A 23,514-nucleotide genomic window follows, 5' to 3' on the forward strand; every position below is an offset into this window, starting at 1 on the left:
CAGGCGCCGCTCGGAAACAGGGAAGCGGGAGCGGCGGACGGCGTCAGGGGACCGGAAGGGCGAGCGAGACGTGACGCGGCGCAGGGGCGAGGCTCGAGACGGCCGTGATGGAGGTGACGGCCATACGCGCAGGTGGACCGAGCGGCGCACCACAACTAGCGGGCGCCGGAGCACCGTCGGTCCGCTGTTCAACCGCAACGCGCCAGGCGCGGCCGTCGGTGTGCGCGAGAAAAACGGACCAGGCAGCAGTGCCTCCCGTGAGCGGCCCACCCGCAGGCGCCCGGTCGTCGGGCCGCCCCGGTTCGGGCCTCACCGTGTCGGTCCGTACGACGTCGAGTGCGTCCGCCCGCTCCTCCCGGATCAGCTCGCGAACCGCGAGGTCAGCGGCCTGCGCCGGCCGGCCCCACGCGGAGCGGCCGCGGCAGTGGTCGAACGTGATCCGTCCATTGCGCGCCGCCTCCACGGCGTCCTTGACGAGGTGAGCCGACGCCCGGCCGTAGGCGTAGCCGTACGGGAGGACGAAGAGCGTGGGGGAGAAGCGGTGGCCTCCGATGTGGGTGACCTCCCAGGTCTCGGTTCCACCGGCGGCAAGCTCGGCGGCCAGAGGCCGACCGAGAACCGCGCAGCAACGGTCCCGCTTGCCGTTGGTGCAGACGAGGACCAAAGGATCACCGGTGTACGGCTCCCAGAGGCCTCGGTGATCCCCGGCGCCCAGCGCCGCAAAGTCCAGCCCGAGGGCGGCCCAAGGGTCGCTGATGGTGGTGGTGCGAATCCAGGACCGACCTGGCGCGGTGTGCGCGACGAACAGTCGGCGCCGGGGCGCTCCGTGGCAGTCGGCATGCCGTCCGGGCCGACGGATCAGAGCGACGCGTACGTCCGTACCGTCTGTCGCGGCCTCCAGCGCCCTGCCGAGGTGCGGATCGAGGTGGCTGTCCGTCAGCGCATTGGCGCCCCAAGGGCCGGTCTGCTCGATGAGCAGCCATGTGCGGGCGGTCGCCGCGGTCCCGGCGACGGGTTCGGCCGTTTCGCGGGAAGCGGTAGCGCAGATGCTCACGAAGGTAAGCCTAACCTGATCCGTTGTGGTGAGTCTTCACCGGCCGGTGTCCCCCTCTGTCAGGGCACGGGCTGCGAGGGACGGGGGTCGCTGTACTGCCCGCTGGGGCGCATGCGCAGCGGGCGTTCGTCGCACTCCTCCACTGCGTGTGCGCTCCAGCCGGCCGTACGGGCGGTGGCGAAAACCGTTTCACCCGCCTCGGCGAGCATGCCCGCCGAGGCCGTCAGCACGGCCAGTGCAAGGCTGCGCGGTAGCGCCGAGCGTCGAGGCGCTGCCGGCCGAGCTCAAACCGGGCCGTGAGCTGCACACCAATGTGGAGCTCTATGCCGGCGTCGTCATCGAGCTGTGCGGGCTGCCCCACGAGATGTTCACTCCTACCTTCTACGCGGCCCGTGCCGTCGACTGGAGCGCCAACACCTGAAGCAGGCCGAGGACCCGAAGATCATCCGGCCCGCGGCCCGGTACACCGGCCCGCCCCGCCCCCCCCCGCTGCCCGACGCCACGCCCTGACACGCTGGCGGGCAGCCGGCGGGGGAGGGAACGGAACAACAGGCCTCCGGCGTGCGACCGGCAGCCGGATGCCACGGCAGCCCGGCCGCCGCCGGCGGTGAGGCCGCTGGCCGGGGGCGCGTCGGTAGGGGTCCGTTACGATCGACAGCTCGTCCGCCGCCGTCCCGCGCGGCCCGCCACCCGCACCATGGAGGCGTCCCACCGTGGCCATGCAACAGATCCCGGTCGTCGTCCTCGCGGGCTTCCTCGGGTCGGGCAAGACCACCCTCCTCAACCACCTGCTCGGCGCCGGCGCCGGAACCCGCATCGGTGCCATCGTCAATGACTTCGGCAGCATCGAGATCGATGCGATGACCGTGGCTGGACAGGTGGACTCGATGGTCTCGCTGGGCAACGGCTGTCTCTGCTGCGCGGTCGACACCAGCGAACTCGACGCCTACCTGGAGCGGCTGGCCCGCCCCGCCGCTCGTATCGACGTCATCGTCATCGAGGCCAGCGGGCTGGCCGAGCCCGAGGAACTCATCCGGATGATCCTCGCCAGTGAGAACGACCACATCGTCTACGGCGGCCTGGTGGAGGTCATCGACGCCGCAGAGTTCGCGGACACCCGTACCCGGCATCCCGAACTCGACCGGCATGTGGGCATCGCCGATCTTGTGGTGCTCAACAAAGCGGACCGGATCGGGGACGCGGCGCGTCAGGAGCTCATGGACACGCTGGGGGATCTCGCGCCAGGCCGGCCCGTGGTCGCCACGGCTTACGGGCGCATCGACCCGGAGCTGTTCTTCGACCGGGGCGCGGGCGAGGACCTCGACGCGGCGGTCAGGCAGCTGTCCTTCGAGGATCTGCTTCGGGAGAACGGTGTGGATGCCGCCACCGGCCCAAGCCACCCGTCCGACGAGCATCAAGGCCATGACCACGGTCCCGGTGAACTCTGCGCTCACCTCCACGCCGCCTACCAGAGCGTGGAGTTCACCTCGTCAGCGCCGATGCATCCGCGTCGACTTATGGATTTTCTCGACAGCAGGCCCCCCGGCCTCTACCGCATCAAGGGCTTCGTCCACTTCGACGTCCCGGGCAGCCGGCAGAAGTTCAGCATGCACGCCGTGGGTGACTTTCTGCGCTTCTACCCTTCGCCTTGGGGGCGTGACGAAGAGCGCAGCACCCAACTCGTCCTGATCGGCAGCGGAGTCGACGCGGCGGCTCTGCGGAAAGAGCTGACGATGTGCCGCGACGACGCTCCGGAGGAAACCTCGGAGCACAGCATGTGGGGCGTCCTCCGCTACGTGGCTTCCCGCGAGGAGTAGCCACCCGTCAGGAACCGCCGACCGCGGACCCCCGTATCCCCGTCGGCCCCACCGCCATCTGAACGGCCCTCGACCGCCCCCCACAAGACGCGGCACCCCCCAAAAAAACCGAACCGGTCGGCCCCCAAGGACCGGCCGGTTCGGCTCAGCGACGCTCCGCCGCCTCCACTGCCCCGCCTACACGGGCCCCGCCAGCGCCGCCACCGGCTTCGCCAGCGGGACGCCCGAGCCGTCCCGGCGCGGGTCCACCTCCGGCAGCTCCACCGGCGCGCCCTTGGCGTCCGCAGCCCGTACCGGCGCGGCTCCGACCCACGCCATGGTCAGGCAGTCCTCCCCCTTGAGGAACCGCTGGCAGCGCACACCACCGGTCGCCCGGCCCTTGCGCGGATACTGATCGAATGGTGTGAGCTTGGCCGTGGCCACCGAATCGTCCAGGGTGCCGTGCGAGCTGGCGACCGTGAACACCATGGCCTCGGACGCCGGATCGACCGGGGCGAACGCGATCACCTTCGCGCCCTCGCCCAGCTTGACGCCCGCCATACCGCCCGCGGGCCGCCCCTGAGGCCGTACCTGTGATGCCGGATAGCGCAGCAGCTGCGCCTCGCTGGTGATGAAGACCAGGTCCTCGTCACCGGTACGCAGCTCCGCCGCGCCCACGATGCGGTCGCCGTCCTTGAGGGTGATGACCTCCAACTCGTCCTTGTTGGACGGATAGTCGGGCACCACGCGCTTGACGACCCCCTGTTCCGTGCCGAGCGCCAGGCCGGGCGAGGACTCGTCCAGCGTGATCAGGCAGATCAGATCCTCGCCGTCCTCGAGGGTCAGGAACTCCGAGAGCTGCGCGCCACCGGAGAGGCTGGGCGCCGCCGCGGTGTCCGGGAGCTGCGGCAGATCGATCACGGGAATGCGCAGCAGCCGCCCGCTGGATGTCACCGCGCCGACCTCGCCGCGGGTCGTGGCCGGCACCGCCGAGACGATCGTGTCGTGCTTGACCCGCTTGGCCTCCGCGTCGTACGGCACCTCCCCGGTCGCCGTACGCGCCAGCAGCCCCGTCGAGGACAGCAGCACCCGGCACGGGTCGTCGGACACCTGCAGCGGCACCGCGCCGACCGCGGGCCCCGCCGACTCCAGCAGGACCGTGCGCCGGTCGGTGCCGTACTTCTTGGCGACCGTGGCCAGCTCGCCGGAGACCAGCTTGCGCAGCTCGGCGTCCGACTCGAGGATCCGCGTCAGCTTCTCGATCTCCTCCTGGAGCCGGTCGCGCTCCGACTCCAGCTCGATGCGGTCGAACTTGGTCAGCCGGCGCAGCGGGGTGTCGAGGATGTACTGCGTCTGGATGTCGCTCAGGGAGAAGCGTTCGATCAGCCGCTCCTTGGCCTGCGCGCTGTTCTCGCTGGAGCGGATGAGGCGGATGACCTCGTCGATGTCCACCAGCGCCGTCAGCAGGCCCTCGACCAGGTGGAGCCGGTCGCGCCGCTTGCTGCGCCGGAACTCGCTGCGCCGGCGCACCACGTTGAAGCGGTGGTCGACATAGACCTCCAGCAGCTCCTTGAGGCCCAGCGTCAGCGGCTGGCCGTCCACCAGCGCGACGTTGTTGATGCCGAAGGACTCCTCCATCGGCGTGAGCTTGTAGAGCTGCTCCAGGACGGCCTCGGGGTTGAAGCCGTTCTTGACCTCGATCACCAACCGCAGGCCGTGCTCGCGGTCCGTGAGGTCCTTCACGTCCGCGATGCCCTGCAGCTTCTTCGAGCCGACCAGGTCCTTGATCTTGGAGATGACCTTCTCGGGACCGACGGTGAAGGGGAGTTCGGTGACGACCAGGCCCTTGCGCCGGGCCGTGACGGTCTCGATCGCGACCGTGGCGCGGATCTTGAAGGTGCCGCGGCCCTTCTCGTACGCGTCCCGTACGCCGCCCAGGCCCACGATCCGGCCACCGGTGGGCAGATCGGGCCCCGGAACGAAGCGCATCAGGGTGTCGAGATCGGCGTTCGGATGCTTGATCAGATGGCGGGCCGCGGCGATCACCTCGCCGAGGTTGTGCGGTGGCATGTTCGTCGCCATCCCGACGGCGATGCCGGACGCGCCGTTGACCAGGAGGTTCGGGTATGCGGCGGGGAGGGCGACCGGCTCTTGTTCCTGGCCGTCGTAGTTCGGCGCGAAGTCGACGGTGTCCTCATCGATGGACTCCGTCATCAGGGACGTCGCCGAGGCCATCCGGCACTCGGTGTAACGCATCGCGGCCGGCGGGTCGTCATTGCCCAGCGAGCCGAAGTTGCCGTGGCCGTCGACCAGCGGCAGCCGCATCGAGAACGGCTGCGCCATGCGCACCAGCGCGTCGTAGATGGACGCGTCGCCGTGGGGGTGGAGCTTACCCATCACCTCGCCGACGACCCGGGCGCACTTGACGTACGAGCGTTCGGGCCGCAGGCCCATCTCGTTCATCTGGTACAGAATGCGGCGGTGCACGGGCTTGAGGCCGTCGCGGGCGTCCGGCAGGGCGCGGGAGTAGATGACCGAATACGCGTACTCAAGGAAGGAACCCTGCATCTCGTCGACGACGTCGATGTCGAGGATCCTCTCCTCGAAGTCGTCCGGCGGCGGGGTCTTCGTGCTGCGGCGGGCCATCGCGGCTGCGGCTCCTTCTGCTGCGTCTACTGCCGATGTGGGATCAACATGCTCGGGTCGGTCAACACTGCCGGGCCGACCGGAAGTGCCGGTCGCCCCGTTGGCGGGCCGGTCGGCCGGCGGATCGGTCAGACGTCGGACCGATCAGCCGGCGGATCAACCCGTGAGTCTGCCTGAGTCTGACGCGGACCATTGTGGACCGCCCCACTGACAACGCCGACCGCGACTCCCCTTTCGGCGGCTCGGGGCCGTCGCGCGGGCCCTCCGTACGGGTCCGCTCGTCCGGGAACTTCGCCAGATGTCGGCGCGGTTGCATACAGTGACAGGACTTCCTCGCAAGCGGATCGAAGGGACGTACATGCCCATGGGTCACACGGCCACAGAACAAGCCGGCTCCGGCGGCCTGACAGCGACCGAGCACCGGCTGCCCAACGGCCTGCGCGTGGTGCTCTCCGAAGACCACCTGACCCCGGTCGCAGCGGTGTGCCTCTGGTACGACGTCGGCTCCCGCCACGAGGTCAAGGGCCGTACGGGCCTGGCTCACCTCTTCGAGCACCTCATGTTCCAGGGTTCCGCACAGGTGAAGGGCAATGGCCACTTCGAGCTCGTCCAGGGCGCCGGCGGATCGCTGAACGGCACCACGAGCTTCGAGCGCACCAACTACTTCGAGACCATGCCCGCCCATGAGCTGGAGCTCGCGCTCTGGCTGGAGGCGGACCGCATGGGCTCGCTGCTGACCGCGCTCGACGACGAGTCCATGGAGAACCAGCGCGACGTCGTCAAGAACGAGCGCCGCCAGCGCTACGACAACGTCCCCTACGGCACGGCCTTCGAGAAGCTGACGGCCATGGCGTACCCGGAGGGCCACCCGTACCACCACACCCCCATCGGGTCGATGGCCGATCTGGACGCGGCCTCTCTGGAGGACGCGCGGGAGTTCTTCCGTACGTACTACGCGCCCAACAACGCCGTGCTGTCGATCGTCGGAGACATCGACACCGAGCAGACGCTGGCCTGGGTGGAGAAGTACTTCGGCTCGATCCCCTCGCACGACGGCAAGCGCCCGCCGCGCGACGGTTCGCTGCCCGAGATCATCGGCAGCGAGCTGCGCGAGGTGGTCGAGGAGGAGGTGCCCTCCCGCGCCCTGATGGCGGCCTACCGGCTGCCGCACGACGGCACGCGTGAGGCGGACGCCGCGGATCTCGCCCTGACCGTCCTGGGCGGCGGCGAGTCCTCCCGGCTCTACAACCGCCTGGTGCGCCGCGACCGCACCGCCGTCGCCGCCGGTTTCGGGCTGCTGCGGCTGGCCGGGGCGCCCTCGCTGGGCTGGCTGGACGTGAAGACGTCGGGCGGCGTGGAGGTCCCCGCCATCGAGCGCGCCGTCGACGAGGAGCTGGCCCGCTTCGCCGAAGAGGGGCCGAGCCCCGAGGAGATGGAGCGCGCGCAGGCCCAGTTGGAGCGCGAATGGCTGGACCGTCTGGCCACGGTCAGCGGCCGCGCCGACGAACTGTGCCGCTTCGCCGTCCTGTTCGGGGACCCGCAGCTCGCGCTGACCGCCGTCCGGCGCGTCCTGGACATCACCCCCGAGGAGGTGCAGGCGGTCGCCAAGGCCCGGCTGCGCCCCGACAACCGCGCGGTGCTCGTGTACGAGCCCACGGAGCCGACCGCCCCGGCCGATCCGGCCGCCGACACCGAGAAGGAGGAGGCGGACCGGTGAGCGACTCCACCACCCGCGCAGATTCCGCCGTGACCACCATGGACTTCCACCCCCAGCCCAAGGGCGGCGCGCCCAAGCCGTGGGCCTTCCCGGCCCCCGAGCGCTCCCAACTGGCCAACGGGATCACCCTCCTGACCAGCCACCGCCCCGGCCAGCAGGTCGTTGCCGTCGAGATCAACCTCGTCGCCCCTCTGGAGGCCGAGCCCGAGGGCCTGGACGGTGTCGCCACGATCATGTCGCGCGCCCTGTCCGAGGGCACGGACAAGCACGACGCCGAGGAGTTCGCCGCCGAGCTGGAGCGCTGCGGCGCCACCCTGGATGCGCACGCCGACCACCCCGGCCTGCGGGTCTCCCTCGAGGTACCGGTGTCCCGGCTGCACCGCGCGCTGGGCCTGCTCGCCGACGCGCTGCGCGCCCCCGCCTTCGCGGAGAGCGAGATCGAGCGGCTGGTACGCAACCGCCTCGACGAGATCCCGCACGAGCTCGCCAACCCGGCGCGACGGGCCGCGGTGGCGCTGTCCAAGGAGCTGTTCCCGGCCACGTCCCGGATGTCGCGGCCCCGCCAGGGCACCGAGGAGACCGTCGAGCGCATCGACGCCGCGGCCGTCCGCGCCTTCTACACGACCCATGTGCGGCCCGCCACGGCCACCGCCGTCATCGTCGGTGACCTGACCGGCGTCGACCTGGACGCGGCGCTCGCCGACACGTTGGGCGCCTGGCAGGGCTCCACCTCCGAGCCGCTGAAGCCCTCGCCGATCACCGCCGACGACACCGGCCGTGTGGTCATCGTCGACCGCCCCGGAGCCGTCCAGACGCAGCTGCTGATCGGCCGTATCGGCGCCGACCGGCACGACCGCGTCTGGCCCGCGCAGGTCCTCGGCACGTACTGCCTGGGCGGCACGCTCACCTCCCGGCTGGACCGGGTGCTGCGCGAGGAGAAGGGCTACACCTACGGGGTGCGCGCCTTCGGTCAGGTGCTGCGCTCCGCCGCGGACGGAAGCGGCGCCGCGATGCTGGCCATCAGCGGGTCGGTGGACACCGCCTCCACCGGGCCGGCGCTGCAGGATCTGTGGCAGGTGCTGCGCACCCTGGCGGCGGAGGGGCTGACGGACGCCGAGCGGGACGTCGCCGTGCAGAACCTCGTCGGGGTCGCGCCGCTGAAGTACGAGACCGCGGCCGCCGTCGCGGGCACCCTCGCCGACCAGGTGGAGCAGCACCTCCCGGACGACTTCCAGGCGCAGCTGTACGCCCGGCTCGCCGAGACCGGGACGGTCGAGGCGACCGCGGCGGCCGTCAGCGCCTTCCCCGTGGACCGCCTGGTGACAATCCTGGTGGGTGACGCCGCGCAGATCACGGAGCCCGTCAGGGAACTGGGCATCGGCAAGGTGACGGTCGTCAGCGGCTGAGCCCCGCCGTCTGACTGCCGGTCAGGGACCGGCCGGGGAAGGGCCCGGCCATCCATCGATACAACGGCTCCCGTGGTGCACGTCCGCCACGGGAGCCGTCGTATGTCCGGAATGGTGCGTCTGGTTGCCCGGTGTCCTTGTGGCGTACGGCACAAAGGGCCAGTTCTGTTTGCCGATTGAAAGATGTCCCGATTAGCGTCGGTCCGACTGTTCGTCACAGGTCCGCCACAACAGTGGCACCGGACAGTCATCGCCGAGTCCCCGTACGGCGCGAGCCAGGGGAGCCGGGGACCCACATGTCCCTTGGGGTGAATCGGGTCTCTCTCCGGAGGGGTCCGTAGGAGACCTTCCTGCTCCGAACCCGTCAGCTAACCCGGTAGGCGAGAAGGAAGGAAAGGACAAGCCAGCAGATGGCGTTCACCCGTGCCACCGGGAAGCATCGTCGTGCCAGCCGCACGGCCCGTACGACCCGCAAGTTCGCCGGCGCGGCCACCCTCGCGGCCACCGGTGTCGTCGCCTCCGTCGCCTCGCCGGCGCTGGCCGCCTCCAGTGGGACGCACGCCGCGGACACCGGCCTGCAGCAGGCTGTCGTGATGGGCGACGAGCTCGCCAGCCGCGTCGAGGCCCAGGCCGACTCGCAGCAGACGGCCGCCGAGGTCGCCGCCGTGCAGGCGAGGGCCGAGGCCGTGGCGAAGCGGGCGGCCGACGAGGCCCAGCGGCTCGCCGAGGCCGCCAAGAAGAAGGCCAAGGCGGAGCGTGAGGCCAAGGAGCGCGCGGCCCGCGAGGCCGAGCGCAAGCGGCTCAACGCCTTCGTCGCCCCGATAGCGGGCTCCTACATCTCCACCGGCTACAAGGCCTCCAGCAGCCTGTGGTCCTCCGGCAGCCACACGGGCATCGACTTCCACGCCGCCACCGGCACCTCCGTCCACGCCGTGGGCCGGGGCACCGTCGTGGAGGCCGGCTGGGGCGGCTCGTACGGCAACAACATCGTGATCAAGATGCACGACGGGACGTACACCCAGTACGGCCACCTGTCGTCCATCGGGGTCGCGGTCGGCCAGACCGTCACCCCCGGCCAGCAGATAGGCCTCTCCGGTGCCACCGGCAACGTCACCGGGCCGCACCTCCACTTCGAGGCCCGCACGGGCCCCGACTACGGTTCGGACATCGACCCGATCGCGTATCTGCGCTCGCACGGCGTCGACGTCTGACGTCCCGCGTGTTCCGCTGAAGCCCCGGCCGACCGGCCGGGGCTTCCGTGTGTCCGGCGGACGGCGGCCGCCGGTCGTCGCCGTCCCCCGGAGTCCGGCGCCTGGCCAAAAAATATCCCTGAATTCCCGGAGCCCGTCGGAAAACTCGTCCCGGTCGAATAGAGTCACGGAAAACCCGCCGATCGGCGGCGTTTCCCGGGAATTACGGCGGAGGCACGACGATGCGAGGCCATCTTTCCGCGCATGCGGTGTGCACGGCGATTCGCGATGACATTGTCTCCGGTGCGCTCGCACCGGGGAGCCGGCTGATCGAAGAAATTCTCGCGGCCCGATACGGAGTCTCCAGAGTCCCGGTCCGCGAGGCGCTGCGCACCCTGGAGTCCGAGGGCTTTGTCACCACCCGCCATCATGCGGGCGCCTGCGTCGCCGAGCCCACCGAACAAGAGGCGGCCGATCTGCTGGACATCCGCGCCCTGTTGGAGCCGCTGGGCGCCGCCCGTGCCGCCGTCCGCCGCAGCCCCGCCCATCTGAAGGTGCTGCGCGGTCTCGTACGGCTCGGCCGCGAGCGGGCCCGGCACGGTCACCCCGCGGACGTGCGCCAACTGGACGGCTGGTTCCACGAGACGCTCGCCCAGGCGGTGGGCAGCCCCAGTCTGACGGCGCTGCTCACCCAGCTACGGCGCAAGATCGAGTGGATGTACGCCGTGGAGCTGTCCGCGCGGGCCACCGACTCGTGGGAGGAACACGGCGCGGTGCTGGACGCGGTGGCCAGGGGAGACGCGGAGCGGGCCCGCGCCCTGATGGCGGCTCATATCGAACGCTCCCTCCCGGTGTACCGGCTGCGCCCCACCGCGGCCGCGGTGAGGGATGCGAAACAGCCCGTCAACACGGCGCGTGCCCGTCATTAACATTCGGTCTGTATACAAAGGGGGTGCGGAATTCGCCGCCGGGGCGCTCAATGCGGCCATGGTGTCTGTAATTCGCGACGCCGGTATTTTCGCACCGTGTTTCCACACCGCGTTTCCGCGCCCCGTTTCGGTGCTGTGTTTCCGTGCCGCGTCCCCGCCCGGATAATTGGCGGTCGTGATGACGATGTGCCCGTACAGCAAATAGGTTTCAGCGGTTCCGTGCAGGGAAGCGCTCCACACCGATCCTGCCTGCCGTCCGCGCCTGCAAGAAAACGACCCCGCCGCGGCAACCTTTTCGGGTCACCGCCGCGGGGTCGCGAGCAGAGAGAGCAAAAAATCCCGAGGGACTCAGACCGTCTCCGGGAGCTCCTCCAGGCCCTCGGCGACGAGCTTCGCCAGCCGGTCGAGCGCGGCCTCGGCGCCCTCGGCGTCGGAGGCCAGCACGATCTCCTCGCCACCCTGGGCGCCCAGGCCCAGAACGGCGAGCATGGAGGCCGCGTTGACGGGGTTGCCATCGGCCTTGGCGATCGTCATCGGGATGCCGGCCGCGGTGGCCGCACGGACGAAGATCGAGGCGGGGCGGGCGTGCAGGCCCTCTGCCCAGCCGACATTGACGCGGCGCTCAGCCATGGTGATGCCCTTCAAGTCGCGTGACAGTTGTCTAGACCAGTCTCTCACGCTGCCGGGAGTGCTCCGGCGGCGTCCCGGCAACGCTCCGTTGGCACCGAGCGTACGCATGCCGGGCCGGTTGTCAGTGCCCCGCCGTACGCTGTCCGCATGCAGACGCAGCCGGATCATGCGTACCCGACCCACTGGGAAGCCGACGTGGTGCTGCGCGACGGCGGCACGGCGCAGATCCGCCCCATCACCCCCGACGACGCCGAGCGGCTGGTCTCGTTCTACGAACAGGTCTCGGACGAGTCGAAGTACTACCGCTTCTTCGCGCCCTACCCGCGGCTGTCCGACCGTGACGTCCACCGTTTCACCCACCATGACTACGTCGACCGGGTCGGCCTCGCCGCCACCGTGGGCGGCGAGTTCATCGCCACGGTCCGCTACGACCGCATCAACGACCAGGGGCTGCCCGCCAAGGACCCCGAGGACGACCAGGCCGAGGTCGCCTTCCTGGTCCAGGACGCCCACCAGGGCCGCGGTGTGGCCTCCGCCCTTCTGGAGCACATCGCCGCAGTGGCCCGTGAGCGCGGTATCCGCCGGTTCGCGGCCGAGGTACTGCCCGCGAACTCCAAGATGATCAAGGTGTTCACGGACGCCGGCTACACCCAGAAGCGCACCTTCGAGGACGGCGTGGTCCGGCTGGAATTCGACCTGGAGCCGACCGAGCAGTCCATGGCCGTGATGCGCGGCCGCGAGCAGCGCGCCGAGGCCCGCTCCGTCCAGCGGCTGCTCGCCCCGGGCTCGGTCGCCGTCATCGGAGCGGGCCGCGCCCCCGGAGGCGTCGGCCGCTCCGCCCTGCGCAACCTCCTCGACTCCGGCTTCACCGGCCGCGCCCACGCCGTCAACCACGCCTTCCCCAAGGGCATGGACCGCCTCGACCCCGAGGGCGTGCCCGCCGTCCGCGCGCTGCGGGAGATCCCCGACCCGGTCGATCTGGCGGTCATCGCCGTGCCCGCCGACCGTGTCCCTGATGTGGTCCGCGACTGCGGCGAACACGGCGTCCAGGGGGTCCTGATCCTGTCCTCCGGATACGCCGAGGCGGGCCCCGAAGGCCGCGAACGGCAGCGCGCCCTGCTCCGCCAGGCCCGCTCGTACGGCATGCGGCTCATCGGGCCCAACGCCTTCGGCATGATCAACACAGCCCCGGCCGTGCGGCTGAACGCCTCCCTGGCGCCGCAGATGCCCGGCGCGGGCCGCATCGGTCTGTTCACCCAGTCCGGCGCGATCGGCATCGCCCTGCTCAGCGGCCTGCACGCACGCGGCCCCGGCGACGGCGGCATCGCCGGTATCTCGTCCTTCGTCTCGGCCGGCAATCGCGCCGACGTCTCCGGGAACGACCTCCTCCAGTACTGGTACGACGACCCGGACACCGATGTGGTGATCCTCTATCTGGAGTCCATCGGCAACCCCCGCAAGTTCGCCCGGCTCGCCCGCCGTACGGCCGCCGTCAAGCCGGTCGTGGTCGCCAAGGGCGCCCGGCACAACGGCACCGCCCCCTTGGGCCACGCCGTTCCCACGGTCCGGATCCCCGACAGCACCGTCGCCGCCCTGATGCGGCAAGCCGGTGTCATCCGCGTCGATACGATCACCGAGCTGATCGACGCCGGGCTGCTGCTGGCCTCCCAGCCGCTGCCGGCCGGGCCCCGCATCGCGATCCTGGGCAATTCCGAATCGCTCGCGCTGCTGGCCTACGACGCCTGCCTGACCGAGGGCCTGCGCCCGCTGCGGCCGCATGTGCTGGCGCCCACGGCGACACCGGACGACTTCCGGGCCGCGCTGGCCCAGTCGCTCGCGGGCGACGGCTGCGACGCCGTCGTCGTGACGGCCATCCCCTGGGTCGGCGAAGCGGAAGGTGCTGATCCGGGCGCGGGCGAGGGTACGGCGCTGGCCGCCGCCCTGCGCACCGCCGCCACGGCAGACCCCGTCAAGCCCGTGACGGTCGTCCACCTGGCGATGGGCGACCTGGCCGATTCGCTGGCCGCCCCGGGGGAGTCCCCCGAGCCGCCGCCCCCGCCCGGGGACGAGCCGTCGCCCCCCTCCGGCCCCCCGCTGCCGGCCCGCCCGGACGCCCCCGCCCAGGCGCCGCCCCCGCCCGCCTACCCCCCGCGGCCCCCGCACCCGCCCGCCTACCCCCCGCGGCCCCCGCACCCGCCCTCCTCCGGCCCCCGCCCGCCCCAGGAAACGGCGCCCCCGGTCCGGCCCGCCCGCCCGGCCCCCATCCGCATCCCCGCCTACCCCGCCGCCGAGCGGGCCGTCCGCGCGCTCGCCGAGGCCGTCCGCTACGCCGCCTGGCGCCGCGATTCCGCCGAGCCCGGCCGGGTGCCCGAGTACGACGACATCCAGGAGACGGCCGCCGGAGCCGACATCGACCGGCTCCTCGACCGCCTAGGCCCCGGTCCCGGCCGTTCCGCCCCGCTGCCCGCGCCCGACGCCGAGGCGCTGCTCGCCCGCTACGGCATCCACACCCGCCCCTCCCTGCCCGCCCCCGACCCCGACACCGCCCTCCGCGCCGCCGCCCGGCTCGGCTACCCGGTCGCCCTCAAGACCACCGCGCCCCATCTACGCCACCGAGCCGACCTCGGCGGCGTCCGTCTGGACATCGCGGGCGAGCGCGAACTACGCCGTACCTACGCCGAATTGACCGACTTCCTCGGCTCGCCCGAAGAGCTGCGCCCGGTCGTCCAGGCGATGGTGCCACGCGGCGTCGACACGGTCGTCCGCGCCGCCATCGACCCGGCCGCCGGCGCCGTCCTCTCCTTCGGGCTGGCCGGTGCCCCCTCCCAGCTGCTCGGCGACATCGCCCACCGTCTGATTCCAGCCACCGACCGCGATGTCGCCGACCAGATCCGGTCGATCCGCGCCGCCCCGCTGCTGTTCGGCTGGCGCGGCTCGCAGCCCGTGGACACCACCGCCCTCGCCGAGCTCCTGCTGCGCGTCTCCCGGCTGGTCGACGATCATCCCGAGGTCGTCGGCGTCGACCTCGAACCAGTCGTCGTCGCACCGCACGGTCTCTCCGTCCTGGGAGCCGCCGTCCGCCTGGCCCGGCCCCCCGCCACCACCGACCTCGGCCCCCGCCGCCTGCCCGTCTACTGAGGCTCTCGCGCCCCGGTACGCCCCGTAAGATGGACCCCATGGCTAAGACCGGTACGACGACCCAGGGGCTGCGCGCGGCGATCGAGCGCAGTGGCTATTACCCGACGCTCGTGGCCGAGGCGGTGCAGGCCGCGGTGGGCGGCGAACCGGTCGTGTCGTACCTCGTCCACCAGGAGACGACCTTCGACGCGAACGAGGTCCGCCGCCATGTCACGGTCCTCGTCCTGACCGGCACCCGCTTCATCGTCAGCCACACCGACGAGCAGGCCGCCGACGCCACCAGCCCCTCGCCGTACGCCACCACCTCCACCGAGTCCGTCAAGCTCGGCCGGATCTCGTCGGTGGTACTCAGCCGTGTGGTCGCCAATCCCGAGTCGTACACCCCCGGCCAGCTGCCCCGCGAGGTCGTCCTCACCATCGGCTGGGGCGCCGTCGCCCGCCTGGACCTGGAGCCCGCCAGCTGCGGCGACCCCAACTGCGAGGCCGACCACGGCTATACGGGCTCCTCGACCGCCGACGACCTCTCGCTGCGGGTCAGCGAGGCCGGCGACGGACCGGACTCGGTCCGCGAGACACTGGCCTTCGCCCAGGCGCTCTCCGAGGCCACCGCGGCCACCACCAGCTCCCGCTGATGGTGCACACCGCCCCCGCCTGGCCCGAACCAGCACCCCTCGACCCGCTCACCGCCCCGGTGCCGCAGTACGGCACGGGCTCGCTCGCCGACCTGCTGCCCACCATCACGGCGGGCCAGGGGCTGCGCGAGCTCGCCACCGGTATGGAGCTGGCCCCCGCCGACCGCGCCTGCGTCTTCCTCATCGACGGTCTCGGCTGGGAACTGCTGCGCGCCCATCCGGAGGAGGCGCCGTTCCTCACCTCCCTCCTGGACACGTCCTTCAACGGCACCGGCCGCCCGCTCACCGCAGGCTTCCCCGCCACCACCGCCACGTCCCTCGCCTCGGTCGGCACCGGTCTGCCACCGGGCGTCCATGGCCTCGCCGGCTACACCTGCGAGGATCCGGCCACCGGCGCGCTGATGAACCAGCTGCGCTGGCGCCCGTGGACCGACCCGCACGCCTGGCAGCCCCACCCGACGGTCTTCCAGCTGGCCGACGCCGCGGGCATCCACACCTGCCAGGTCTCCGCGCCGGACTTCGAGCACACCCCGCTCACGAAGGTGGCGCTCAGCGGCGGCACGTTCCACGGCCGGCTCTCCGCCGAGGAGCGGATGGACCTCGCCGCCGAACAGCTCGCCGCCGGCGACCGCTCGCTGGTCTACACGTACTACTCCGAGGTCGACGGCAAGGGACACCGCTACGGCGTCGACTCCGATGCCTGGCGCGGCCAGTTGATGTACGTCGACCGGCTCGCGCAGCGGCTGGCCGAGCAGCTCCCGCCGCGCTCCGCCCTCTACATCACCGCCGATCACGGCATGATCGACATCCCGTTCGGCCCCGAGCACCGGATCGACTTCGACGAGGACTGGGAACTGAGCGCCGGCGTACGCCTGTTGGGCGGCGAGGGGCGGGCCCGCCATGTGTACGCGCATCCCGGCGCGGCCGGCGATGTGCTCGCCATCTGGCGCGAGGTGGTCGGCGAGCAGATGTGGGTCGCCAGTCGTGAAGAGGCCATCGCCGCCGGGTGGTTCGGCCCGCGCGTCGACGACCGGGTGCGCGGCCGGATCGGCGATGTGCTGGCGGTGGCGCACGCCGATATGGCGATCATCGCCTCGGAACGCGAGCGGGGTGAGTCGGCGATGGTCGGGCTGCACGGCTCGATGACCCCGGCGGAACAACTCGTACCGCTCCTGGAAGTCCGTAGCTGACCCGTCCGGTTCCTGCCCGCCCGGTCCCCGACCGCCCCTTCCCCACGAGCCCGAAAGGCCCGCTGCCTCCCATGCCCGAGCTGGTGTTCTTCTCCGGAACGATGGACTGCGGAAAGAGCACCCTCGCTCTGCAGATCGAGCACAACCGCTCGGCCCGCGGGCTGCAGGGGCTGATATTCAGCCGCAACGACCGGGCCGGCCGCGGCAAGCTCTCCTCCCGCCTGGGCCTGGTCACCGAGGCCGTCGAGGCCGCGGACGACATGGACTTCTACGCCCACATCGTCGGCCGGCTCTCCTCCGGCGGCCGGGTCGACTACGTCATCGCCGACGAGGCGCAGTTCCTCGCCCCCGAACAGGTCGACCAGCTCGCCCGCGTCGTGGACGACCTCGGCCTGGACGTCTTCGCGTTCGGCATCACCACCGACTTCCGCAGCAAGCTCTTCCCCGGCTCCCAGCGGCTGGTCGAACTCGCCGACCGAATAGAGGTGTTGCAGGTCGAGGCGCTGTGCTGGTGCGGAGCGCGCGCCACGCACAATGCGCGTACCGTCGACGGCCGGATGGTCGTGGAGGGCGCGCAGGTCGTCGTCGGCGATGTCGCGGGCCGCGATGCGGAACGTGCGCAGGCCGAGGTCGGATACGAGGTGCTGTGCCGGCGCCATCACCGCCGTCGGCAGACCTCCGCCACCGCCCGCGCCGGCGCGCTCTCCCCGGACGTCCTGCCGGTCGACGCGCCCCGCTGAGCCGCCCCTGCGCGGGCCGTCAGCGCTTCTGGATGATCGTGAACGAGGCGCCTTCGCCGTCGGCGACCGTCGCGAGCCTGCCGTGTGCGGAATCCTGAGGTGGCCGCAGCACCCGTCCGCCCAGTTCGGTGACCCGGCGCACCGCGGCGTCGGTGTCCGGTACGGCGAAGTACGTCATCCAGTACGGTCCCCGGTCCCGCGGCAGGGCGTCGCCCACGCCATGGATCCCTGCCACCGGGTGTCCTTTGATGTGCAGCGTCACATAGTCGAAGCCGGCTGCGTCCACGGCCTCCGGCTCGAACCCGAAGACCCGTTCGTAAAACGGCTCGACCACGCCCGTCTCTTGGGTGACCAGTTCGTTCCACACCGGGGTGCCCGGCTCGCCGCTGATCGCGGTGCCCATCATCGACTTGCCCTGCCAGATGCCGAAGATCGCGCCCTGGGGGTCGGAGCCGATCGCCATCCGGCCCGCGTCTTCCGCGTCCAGCGGCCCGACGCCCACCGTCCCGCCGCAGGAACGGATCTGGTCGGCGGTGACATCGGCGTCCTCGCTCGCCAGATAGGTGGTCCACGCGACGGGCAGATGGCGGTCCGGTGCCAGCTCGCCGACTCCGGCAACCTCCCGCCCATCCAGGTAGGCGCGGGCGTACGGACCCAAGTGCTGTGGCCCCGGGCGGAATTCCCAGCCGAAGAGCGCGCCGTAGAACTCCTGCGTGGCGGACAGGCTGTGTGCCAGGAGGCTCACCCAGCAGGGCGCGCCGGGCATCCGCCGAGTCGCTGCCTCGGTCGTCATCGTCTCTTACTCCTCGGAGCGTCGGGGTGCTGGCCATGGGGGTACGGGCGCGGGTCCCGAGCAGATGCTCGCACCCTGTGACCTGCTGTGCGCCCCGGCCGCGCCGTCCTTGGCGCGTTCACGAGGGAGAATGCCCGTTTTGCTGGTTTGCATCCGATTCGGTGGCGGCGTCAACTTACCCAACTCCGCCATACAGAGGGTGGGATCCTGCCTTCTCTACGTAGTCATCGCTACGCAAGGATGAGTCCCATGAATGCCATCATCACCGCTACCGAACTCGCGAGCGAGTTGGCGGGGTCCGCCGCCCCGGTGCTCCTCGACGTCCGCTACCAGCTCGGCGGCCCGCCCGGCCGCCCGGAATACGAGGCCGGGCATCTGCCCGGTGCGGTCTATGTCGACCTCGACAGTCAGCTGGCCTCGCCTCCCGGTCCGGCCGGCCGCCACCCGCTCCCCGATCTCGCCGCCTTCGGCGAGGCCATGCGTGCGGCCGGTGTCGGCGCGGACCGTGCCGTGGTCGTGTACGACGGCGGTCAGGGCTGGGCCGCGGCACGTGCCTGGTGGCTGCTGCGCTGGTCGGGTCATCCTGATGTCCGCGTGCTCGACGGCGGCCTCGCCGCCTGGAAGGAGGCCGGCGGAGCCATGAGTGTCGACAAGACGACTCCGCGAGCCGGTGACTTCACGCCCGCCCCTGGTGCGCTGCCGTTGCTGACGGCGGACGACGCGGCCTCTCTGGCGCGCCGGGGCGTCCTCCTGGACGCGCGGGCCGCCGAGCGCTACCGGGGTGAGGTGGAGCCCATCGACAAGGTTGCCGGCCACATCCCCGGGGCCGTGTCCGCGCCCACGACCGACAACGTCGTCGAGGGCGGCACCACCTTCCGCGCGGCGTCGGAGCTGGCGAAACGGTTCGCGTCGCTGGGCGCCACGGAGGACGCCGAGGTCGGTGTCTACTGCGGCTCGGGTGTCTCGGCCGCCCACGAGGTGCTCGCCCTGGCGGTGGCCGGCATCCCGGCCGCGCTGTACGTCGGCTCCTGGAGCGAATGGTCCAACGATCCGTCCCGGCCGGTGGCCACCGGCTCCCAGCCGGGCTGAGGCCCGCCCGGGGCCGTGCGTGCCCCGACAGCGCGCCGCCCGCCCCTGGCTTCCCAGGGACGGGCGGCGCGTGTGTCTCGGGACCTACTCCGGCTTCTTGCGCCGGGTGCCGAAGACGATCTCGTCCCAGCTCGGCACCGCGGCCCGGCGGCCCGGCCGTACGCCGTCCGCCTCGGCCTGGCGGTCCGTCGTCCCGGTCAGCCGGTCGCGATGCCCGGCCACCGCCCGCGGCATCAGCACATCGGCGTACGCGGAACCCGCGCCCGCACTCGCCGCCGGCGCGGCCGGCTCCTCCAGCTCCTCGTCCGCCGCTTCCTCGTCCTGCGGCGCCTTGGCGGTCTCCGGTACGACCATGTCGCCGCGGAAGCTCGGCACCGCCTCCAGCAGGCTGGTCAGCGAATCCCGCTCGCGTTCGGCGGTCGCCTCCTCCGCGACCCGGGGGCCGCTCTCCTCGCCGACCGGCTGCGCCGGGCGCTCGGCCCGCTCGCCGCGGTCCGGGGTCTGGCGGTCCAGGGCGCGGTCCAGCGGCCGGTCGCGCGGCAGCCGCGCGATACGCGGCACGAACGGGAAGCTCGGCTCGGGCGTGTCGTCGTTCTCGCCGATCAGGGCCCGCGCCTCGTCGTCCACGGCCTGCACGAGACGCCGCGGCGGGTCGTACGTCCAGCTCGCGGAGTGCGGCTCGGCCGCGACGCGGTAGACCAGCAGCACCTCCCAGGTGCCGTCGTCCCGGCGCCAGGAGTCCCACTGGATGCTGTCCTTGTCGGCGCCGCGCAGCAGCAGCCGCTCACCGACCGCCTCGCCGAGCTGCGGGCCGGTGTTCTCGCCGGGGCGCCGTACGGGTGTCTTACGGGCCCGTTCGGCCATGAATGCGCGCTCGGCCAGGACCGGCCCCTCGAAGCGGCGCACCCGGTCGACGGGGATGCCGGCGAGCTGAGCGACCTCCTCAGCGGAGGAGCCGGCTCGTATCCGCGCCTGGATGTCCCGCGGACGCAGGTGGCTTTCGACCTCGATCTCGATCTGGCCCAGCCGTGCGCGGTCGTTGCGGACCGCGGCGCGCAGCCGCTCGTCGATCGGAAGCGTGTACTCGGTGCTGTCCGCAGCTTTGAGCACCAGCCGTGTGCCGTCGTTGGAGACGGCCACGACACGCAGTTCGGGCATGGGGACCTCCCGGGTGGTGCCTGCCGACGTCACGTGCGTCGCTGCTTCCGCTAGTCGAGTGTGGCCTGCCCGGGTGCAGCCTGCCACAACATTGCCGAGTTGCCCGGCGAGTCGAGGCTTGGCCCAGAAACGCCGTTATGACACGGTTACCAGTTTGCAACGCTCGGTGACCATGTCGCGTGCCCGGTGACCGATCACCCGTGCCGAGCGGCGGCGCCCCGGGTCGAGTGCCGCTTTCAGGGCCCTTCCCGTGGATCCGGGCAGCCGGACGGGATCCCGGGCCAGGGCTCGCCACAGTACTCCATTTGGGCCACTGAAGTGGACCGCCGCGCCGCTGAAGTTCTGTTGCGGAAACGGAGTTGGGTCGCCTTGTCGATCTCTCTACCGCCGTCACGGGTGGTGAGATTCACAAAATCTCCAGAACTGGAACTATCCACTTCGCCAAAAGGTCACTTCTCCATGCAAGCTGGATCGAAGGGGCTAGCAAAGGTAGGAGATGGACGAAGAAACCGAAAACGACAGGAAGCAGAAGAGGAAGCGGATCGACCTGAGCGTCGCCCAGGTCGCCGGCAGCGCTCTCGCGGCGGCCATCGCCGCGTATCTCGCGGGCCGGCTCGGCGTCTACGGAACCATCATCGGTGCGGGTCTGGTCAGTGTCGTGGCCACGACCGGCGGCTCGATATTCCAGCATCTGTTCCGGCGCACCGGCGAACAGATCAAGGAAGCCTCGGTCACGACCAGGCCGAAGCCGCGCCGCGCCTCTTCTCCCCACCCTCGATCCACAACCGGAGCGGCGGCCCGTGCCCAGCGCACGATGGTGCTGCCGACCTTCGACAAACAGGGCGCGCCGGACGACGTCACCGCCGTCGCCGCCAAGAGTCCCGGTCCCGGTCCCGACATGGACCGCACCCAGCTGCTTCCGCAGGGCGCCCGGGCATACCGCCGTGACCCCGCAGGCGCGCACCCCGCGCCGCGGCCGGACGAGGCGACCCGGATGCTGTGCCCGGCCGATGCGGCCGGCGGCGGCAGGCCCACCGACAAGACGCAGTTGGTGCCGCGCCTGGACGACCGGACCACGGCGCCGGCCCACGCGGCTTCCCGTGTGGGCGACGCCGCCGTACCGCCCGCATCCGGCAGCGCCGGGCGTGCCGGGCGGCCGGAGGAGATCAGTGCCGCGACCTATGGCACCCGGCTGCGCGGCTGGAAGCGGCCCGCGCTCGGTGCGCTCGCCGTCTTCGTGCTCGCCATGGGCGCCGTCACCGGCACGGAGCTGATGACCGGGTCGACGCCGAGCGGCCAGGCGGGCACCACGCTGGGCCGTCTCACCGGCGTCGGAGGCGTCCAGCACCAGCGGCCCGGTGGCCCCGGAAGGCCGGATCCGGGCCGTTCCCCCGGCCATGGCACGCACGGCGGCAGCACTGGCGAGCCGACTCCGGACCCCAGCGGCTCCGGCAGGACCGGCAGCGGAAGCGAGTCCGGCAGCGGAGCGCAGTCCCCGTCCCCGGCCCCGTCCGACGGCGGCAAGAGCTCGCCGGATCCCGAGACGTCCCCGTCCGGCGAGCCGTCACCGAGCCACTCCCCGGACGGTGGCAGCGGGACCGGCGGCGACAGCGGCGCCGGATCGACCGGAGGCCAGGACCAGGGCGGGTCGGACCCGAACGGCGCCGAGCAGCAGACTCCGGCGCCGAACGCCTCCTGACGGCCCCGGCGCGAGCCGCGAACGGCCGGCGGCCGGTGCCCCGTTGAGGGTGCCGGCCGCGCGCCCGTGGCGTCAGTCGCCCAGGACCCGCCGCAGATACGCGTTGGTGAAGCGGCGCTCGGGATCCAGCCGGTCGCGCAGCGCGGTGAACTCACCGAACCGTGGATAGGCGTCGGCAAGGTAGTCGGCGTCGCGGGTGTGCAGCTTCCCCCAGTGCGGGCGGCCGCCGTGCGCGGTCATGATCCGCTCGGCGGCGGCGAAGTACGCCTCGTGGGGCGTACCGCGGTACATGTGCACGGCGATGTACACGGTGTCCCGGCCGGAGGCGGTGGACAGCGGGATGTCGTCGGCGGGGGCGACACGCACCTCCACCGGGAAGCTCACCTTGAAGTCCGAGCGTTCCACCAGCGACTTGAGCTCGCCCAGCGCCGCGACGGCGGCCTCGCGGGGCAGCGCGTACTCCATCTCCACGAAGCGCACCCGCCGAGGCGAAGTGAACACCTTGTAGGGGATGTCGGTGTACCTACGGGCCGACAGCGCGCGGCTGGAGATCTTGGCGATGCCGGGTATCGCGGCCGGTATTGCCCGGCCGACGGTGCAGGCGACCTGGAAGACGCCGTTGGACAGCAGCTCGTCCTCGACCCAACCGCTGATCTTTCCGGGTGGCGCGGCGGGGCCCTGGCTGCGGTTGTTGCGCTTGGTGTTGCAGCTGCCGGTGTGCGGGAACCAGTAGAACTCGAAGTGCTCGTTCTCCGCGACGAACTCGTCGAAGCGGCCGGTCACTTCGTCGAAGGGCATCGGCTCCTCGCGGGCGGTCAGCAGGAACTCCGGCTCCACGGCGAAGGTCAGCTCGGTGATCACACCGAGTGCGCCGAGTCCCAGCCGCGCGACGTCGAAGACCTCGGGGTTCTCCTCGGCGGAGCAGGTCAGGACCGAGCCGTCGGCGGTGACCAGTTCGAGGGCGGTGATCTGGGCGGCGAGGGAGGCCGAGTCGCGGCCGGTGCCGTGGGTGCCGGTACTGGTGGCGCCGGAGACCGTCTGCTCCATGATGTCGCCCATGTTGGTCAGCGACAGTCCGTGCGCGGCAAGCGTCTGGTTGAGGCGCTTGAGGGGCGTACCGGCGGCCACGGTGACCGTCCCGGCCTCGCGGTCCACCGCGCGTATGCCGGTCAGCCGGTCGGGGCGGACGAGCAGCCCGTCGGTGGCGGCCGCAGAGGTGAAGGAGTGCCCGGTGCCGACCGCTTTCACGGTCAGGCCGTCGTCGTCGGCGGTGCGTATGGCGGCCGCCAGTTCCTCGGTGCTTGCCGGGGCCACGCTCCGGGCGGGGCGGGCGGTGACATTGCCAGCCCAGTTACGCCACGGTCCACTGGGACCGCGCCCTCCCGAGCCGCCGACGGCGTTACTGGCTGCCATGGTGACGTCCCCTCCCTCCGCGCGGGCAGGCCGGGTTCGGCCGCCGTTGGTGTCAGCGCATGATGTCAGTCACCGACGCGACATCCAGGCGTGGTGACGGGAATCACATGATCAAGGAATCGGCCGGAATCGCCCGGCTCCCGGACATGTCGTACCGCCGGTAACACGACCGCCGCTCGCGGACGGGCCCAGGGGGCGCCGGGCTCGCTGATGGAGCAGAGGGGAGAGCCGGTTTCGCTGAGCGTCCAGAGGAGGCGGCGGGCTTCCCGACGGACCAGAGGGGCGGGCCGGTGG

At 71.7% G+C, this 23,514-nt stretch carries 17 protein-coding genes, 2 pseudogenes and 1 riboswitch; of the genes and pseudogenes, 12 read left to right on the plus strand and 7 right to left on the minus strand.

The window, feature by feature from the left end; genetic code table 11:
• Positions 1 to 43: 43 nt before the first annotated feature.
• Positions 44 to 1,054 (minus strand): ferredoxin family protein, encoded by a 1,011-nt coding sequence (locus AC5677_RS28950; protein WP_497190840.1) that lies wholly within the window; start codon positions 1,052 to 1,054, stop codon positions 44 to 46.
• A gap of 59 nt (positions 1,055 to 1,113) precedes the next feature.
• Positions 1,114 to 1,296 (minus strand): annotated as a pseudogene (locus AC5677_RS28955) (citrate synthase); the annotation flags it as partial.
• A gap of 8 nt (positions 1,297 to 1,304) precedes the next feature.
• Between AC5677_RS28955 and AC5677_RS28960 the strand changes: the two are divergent.
• Positions 1,305 to 1,564: pseudogene (locus tag AC5677_RS28960) on the plus strand (citrate/2-methylcitrate synthase); the annotation flags it as partial.
• A 203-nt stretch (positions 1,565 to 1,767) separates the two neighbouring features.
• Positions 1,768 to 2,871 carry a CobW family GTP-binding protein gene (locus AC5677_RS28965; protein WP_497190841.1) on the plus strand — a complete coding sequence of 368 codons (1,104 nt, stop codon included), beginning with the start codon at positions 1,768 to 1,770 and terminating at the stop codon, positions 2,869 to 2,871.
• A 177-nt stretch (positions 2,872 to 3,048) separates the two neighbouring features.
• Here AC5677_RS28965 and AC5677_RS28970 read toward each other — a convergent pair whose 3' ends face one another.
• Positions 3,049 to 5,496 (minus strand): DNA gyrase/topoisomerase IV subunit A, encoded by a 2,448-nt coding sequence (locus tag AC5677_RS28970; protein WP_497190842.1) that lies wholly within the window; start codon positions 5,494 to 5,496, stop codon positions 3,049 to 3,051.
• A gap of 364 nt (positions 5,497 to 5,860) precedes the next feature.
• Here AC5677_RS28970 and AC5677_RS28975 point away from each other — a divergent pair, with 364 nt between their 5' ends.
• The 4 genes from AC5677_RS28975 (at position 5,861) to AC5677_RS28990 (ending at position 10,738) form a co-directional block, all read left to right on the plus strand.
• Positions 5,861 to 7,213: a M16 family metallopeptidase gene (locus AC5677_RS28975; RefSeq protein ID WP_497196793.1), complete on the plus strand. Its 1,353-nt coding sequence runs from the start codon at positions 5,861 to 5,863 to the stop codon at positions 7,211 to 7,213.
• A 38-nt stretch (positions 7,214 to 7,251) separates the two neighbouring features.
• A complete protein-coding gene (locus AC5677_RS28980; protein ID WP_497196794.1) occupies positions 7,252 to 8,619 on the plus strand; it encodes a M16 family metallopeptidase in 1,368 nt (455 codons plus the stop codon).
• A 241-nt stretch (positions 8,620 to 8,860) separates the two neighbouring features.
• Positions 8,861 to 9,017, plus strand: a riboswitch (cyclic di-AMP (ydaO/yuaA leader).
• A gap of 12 nt (positions 9,018 to 9,029) precedes the next feature.
• A complete protein-coding gene (locus AC5677_RS28985; RefSeq protein ID WP_497190843.1) occupies positions 9,030 to 9,830 on the plus strand; it encodes a M23 family metallopeptidase in 801 nt (266 codons plus the stop codon).
• A gap of 221 nt (positions 9,831 to 10,051) precedes the next feature.
• Positions 10,052 to 10,738: a GntR family transcriptional regulator gene (locus tag AC5677_RS28990; protein WP_497190844.1), complete on the plus strand. Its 687-nt coding sequence runs from the start codon at positions 10,052 to 10,054 to the stop codon at positions 10,736 to 10,738.
• A 348-nt stretch (positions 10,739 to 11,086) separates the two neighbouring features.
• Here AC5677_RS28990 and AC5677_RS28995 read toward each other — a convergent pair whose 3' ends face one another.
• A complete protein-coding gene (locus AC5677_RS28995; protein ID WP_053928113.1) occupies positions 11,087 to 11,368 on the minus strand; it encodes an HPr family phosphocarrier protein in 282 nt (93 codons plus the stop codon).
• Between the two features lie 147 nt (positions 11,369 to 11,515).
• Here AC5677_RS28995 and AC5677_RS29000 point away from each other — a divergent pair, with 147 nt between their 5' ends.
• The 4 genes from AC5677_RS29000 to AC5677_RS29015 all read left to right on the plus strand — a co-directional run bounded on the left by AC5677_RS29000 (position 11,516) and on the right by AC5677_RS29015 (position 17,068).
• Complete coding sequence (locus AC5677_RS29000) at positions 11,516 to 14,506, plus strand: bifunctional acetate--CoA ligase family protein/GNAT family N-acetyltransferase (RefSeq protein ID WP_497190845.1); 2,991 nt, start codon at positions 11,516 to 11,518, stop codon at positions 14,504 to 14,506.
• Between the two features lie 38 nt (positions 14,507 to 14,544).
• A complete protein-coding gene (locus tag AC5677_RS29005; RefSeq protein ID WP_362703460.1) occupies positions 14,545 to 15,138 on the plus strand; it encodes a DUF5998 family protein in 594 nt (197 codons plus the stop codon).
• Positions 15,138 to 16,328, plus strand: coding sequence for an alkaline phosphatase family protein (locus tag AC5677_RS29010; RefSeq protein WP_497190846.1), 1,191 nt, complete (start codon positions 15,138 to 15,140; stop codon positions 16,326 to 16,328). The genes AC5677_RS29005 and AC5677_RS29010 overlap by 1 nt, the downstream gene beginning before the upstream one ends.
• Positions 16,329 to 16,399: 71 nt before the next feature.
• On the plus strand, positions 16,400 to 17,068 hold the full coding sequence (locus AC5677_RS29015; RefSeq protein WP_497190847.1) for a thymidine kinase: 669 nt from the start codon (positions 16,400 to 16,402) through the stop codon (positions 17,066 to 17,068).
• 19 nt (positions 17,069 to 17,087) lie between these two features.
• Here AC5677_RS29015 and AC5677_RS29020 read toward each other — a convergent pair whose 3' ends face one another.
• On the minus strand, positions 17,088 to 17,861 hold the full coding sequence (locus tag AC5677_RS29020) for a VOC family protein (protein ID WP_497190848.1): 774 nt from the start codon (positions 17,859 to 17,861) through the stop codon (positions 17,088 to 17,090).
• A 249-nt stretch (positions 17,862 to 18,110) separates the two neighbouring features.
• Between AC5677_RS29020 and AC5677_RS29025 the strand changes: the two genes are divergently transcribed.
• Positions 18,111 to 18,950: a sulfurtransferase gene (locus AC5677_RS29025; protein WP_497190849.1), complete on the plus strand. Its 840-nt coding sequence runs from the start codon at positions 18,111 to 18,113 to the stop codon at positions 18,948 to 18,950.
• Positions 18,951 to 19,034: 84 nt separating this feature from the next.
• On the opposite strand, the gene sepH is transcribed toward AC5677_RS29025, so the two are convergent.
• Complete coding sequence (gene sepH / locus AC5677_RS29030; RefSeq protein ID WP_497190850.1) at positions 19,035 to 20,108, minus strand: septation protein SepH; 1,074 nt, start codon at positions 20,106 to 20,108, stop codon at positions 19,035 to 19,037.
• A 496-nt stretch (positions 20,109 to 20,604) separates the two neighbouring features.
• Here sepH and AC5677_RS29035 point away from each other — a divergent pair, with 496 nt between their 5' ends.
• A complete protein-coding gene (locus AC5677_RS29035; protein WP_497190851.1) occupies positions 20,605 to 21,807 on the plus strand; it encodes a hypothetical protein in 1,203 nt (400 codons plus the stop codon).
• Between the two features lie 72 nt (positions 21,808 to 21,879).
• Here AC5677_RS29035 and AC5677_RS29040 read toward each other — a convergent pair whose 3' ends face one another.
• Positions 21,880 to 23,220 carry a D-arabinono-1,4-lactone oxidase gene (locus AC5677_RS29040; RefSeq protein ID WP_497190852.1) on the minus strand — a complete coding sequence of 447 codons (1,341 nt, stop codon included), beginning with the start codon at positions 23,218 to 23,220 and terminating at the stop codon, positions 21,880 to 21,882.
• Between the last annotated feature and the right edge of the window lie 294 nt (positions 23,221 to 23,514).

The sequence above is a fragment of the Streptomyces sp. JLSY215 genome, assembly GCF_059682825.1.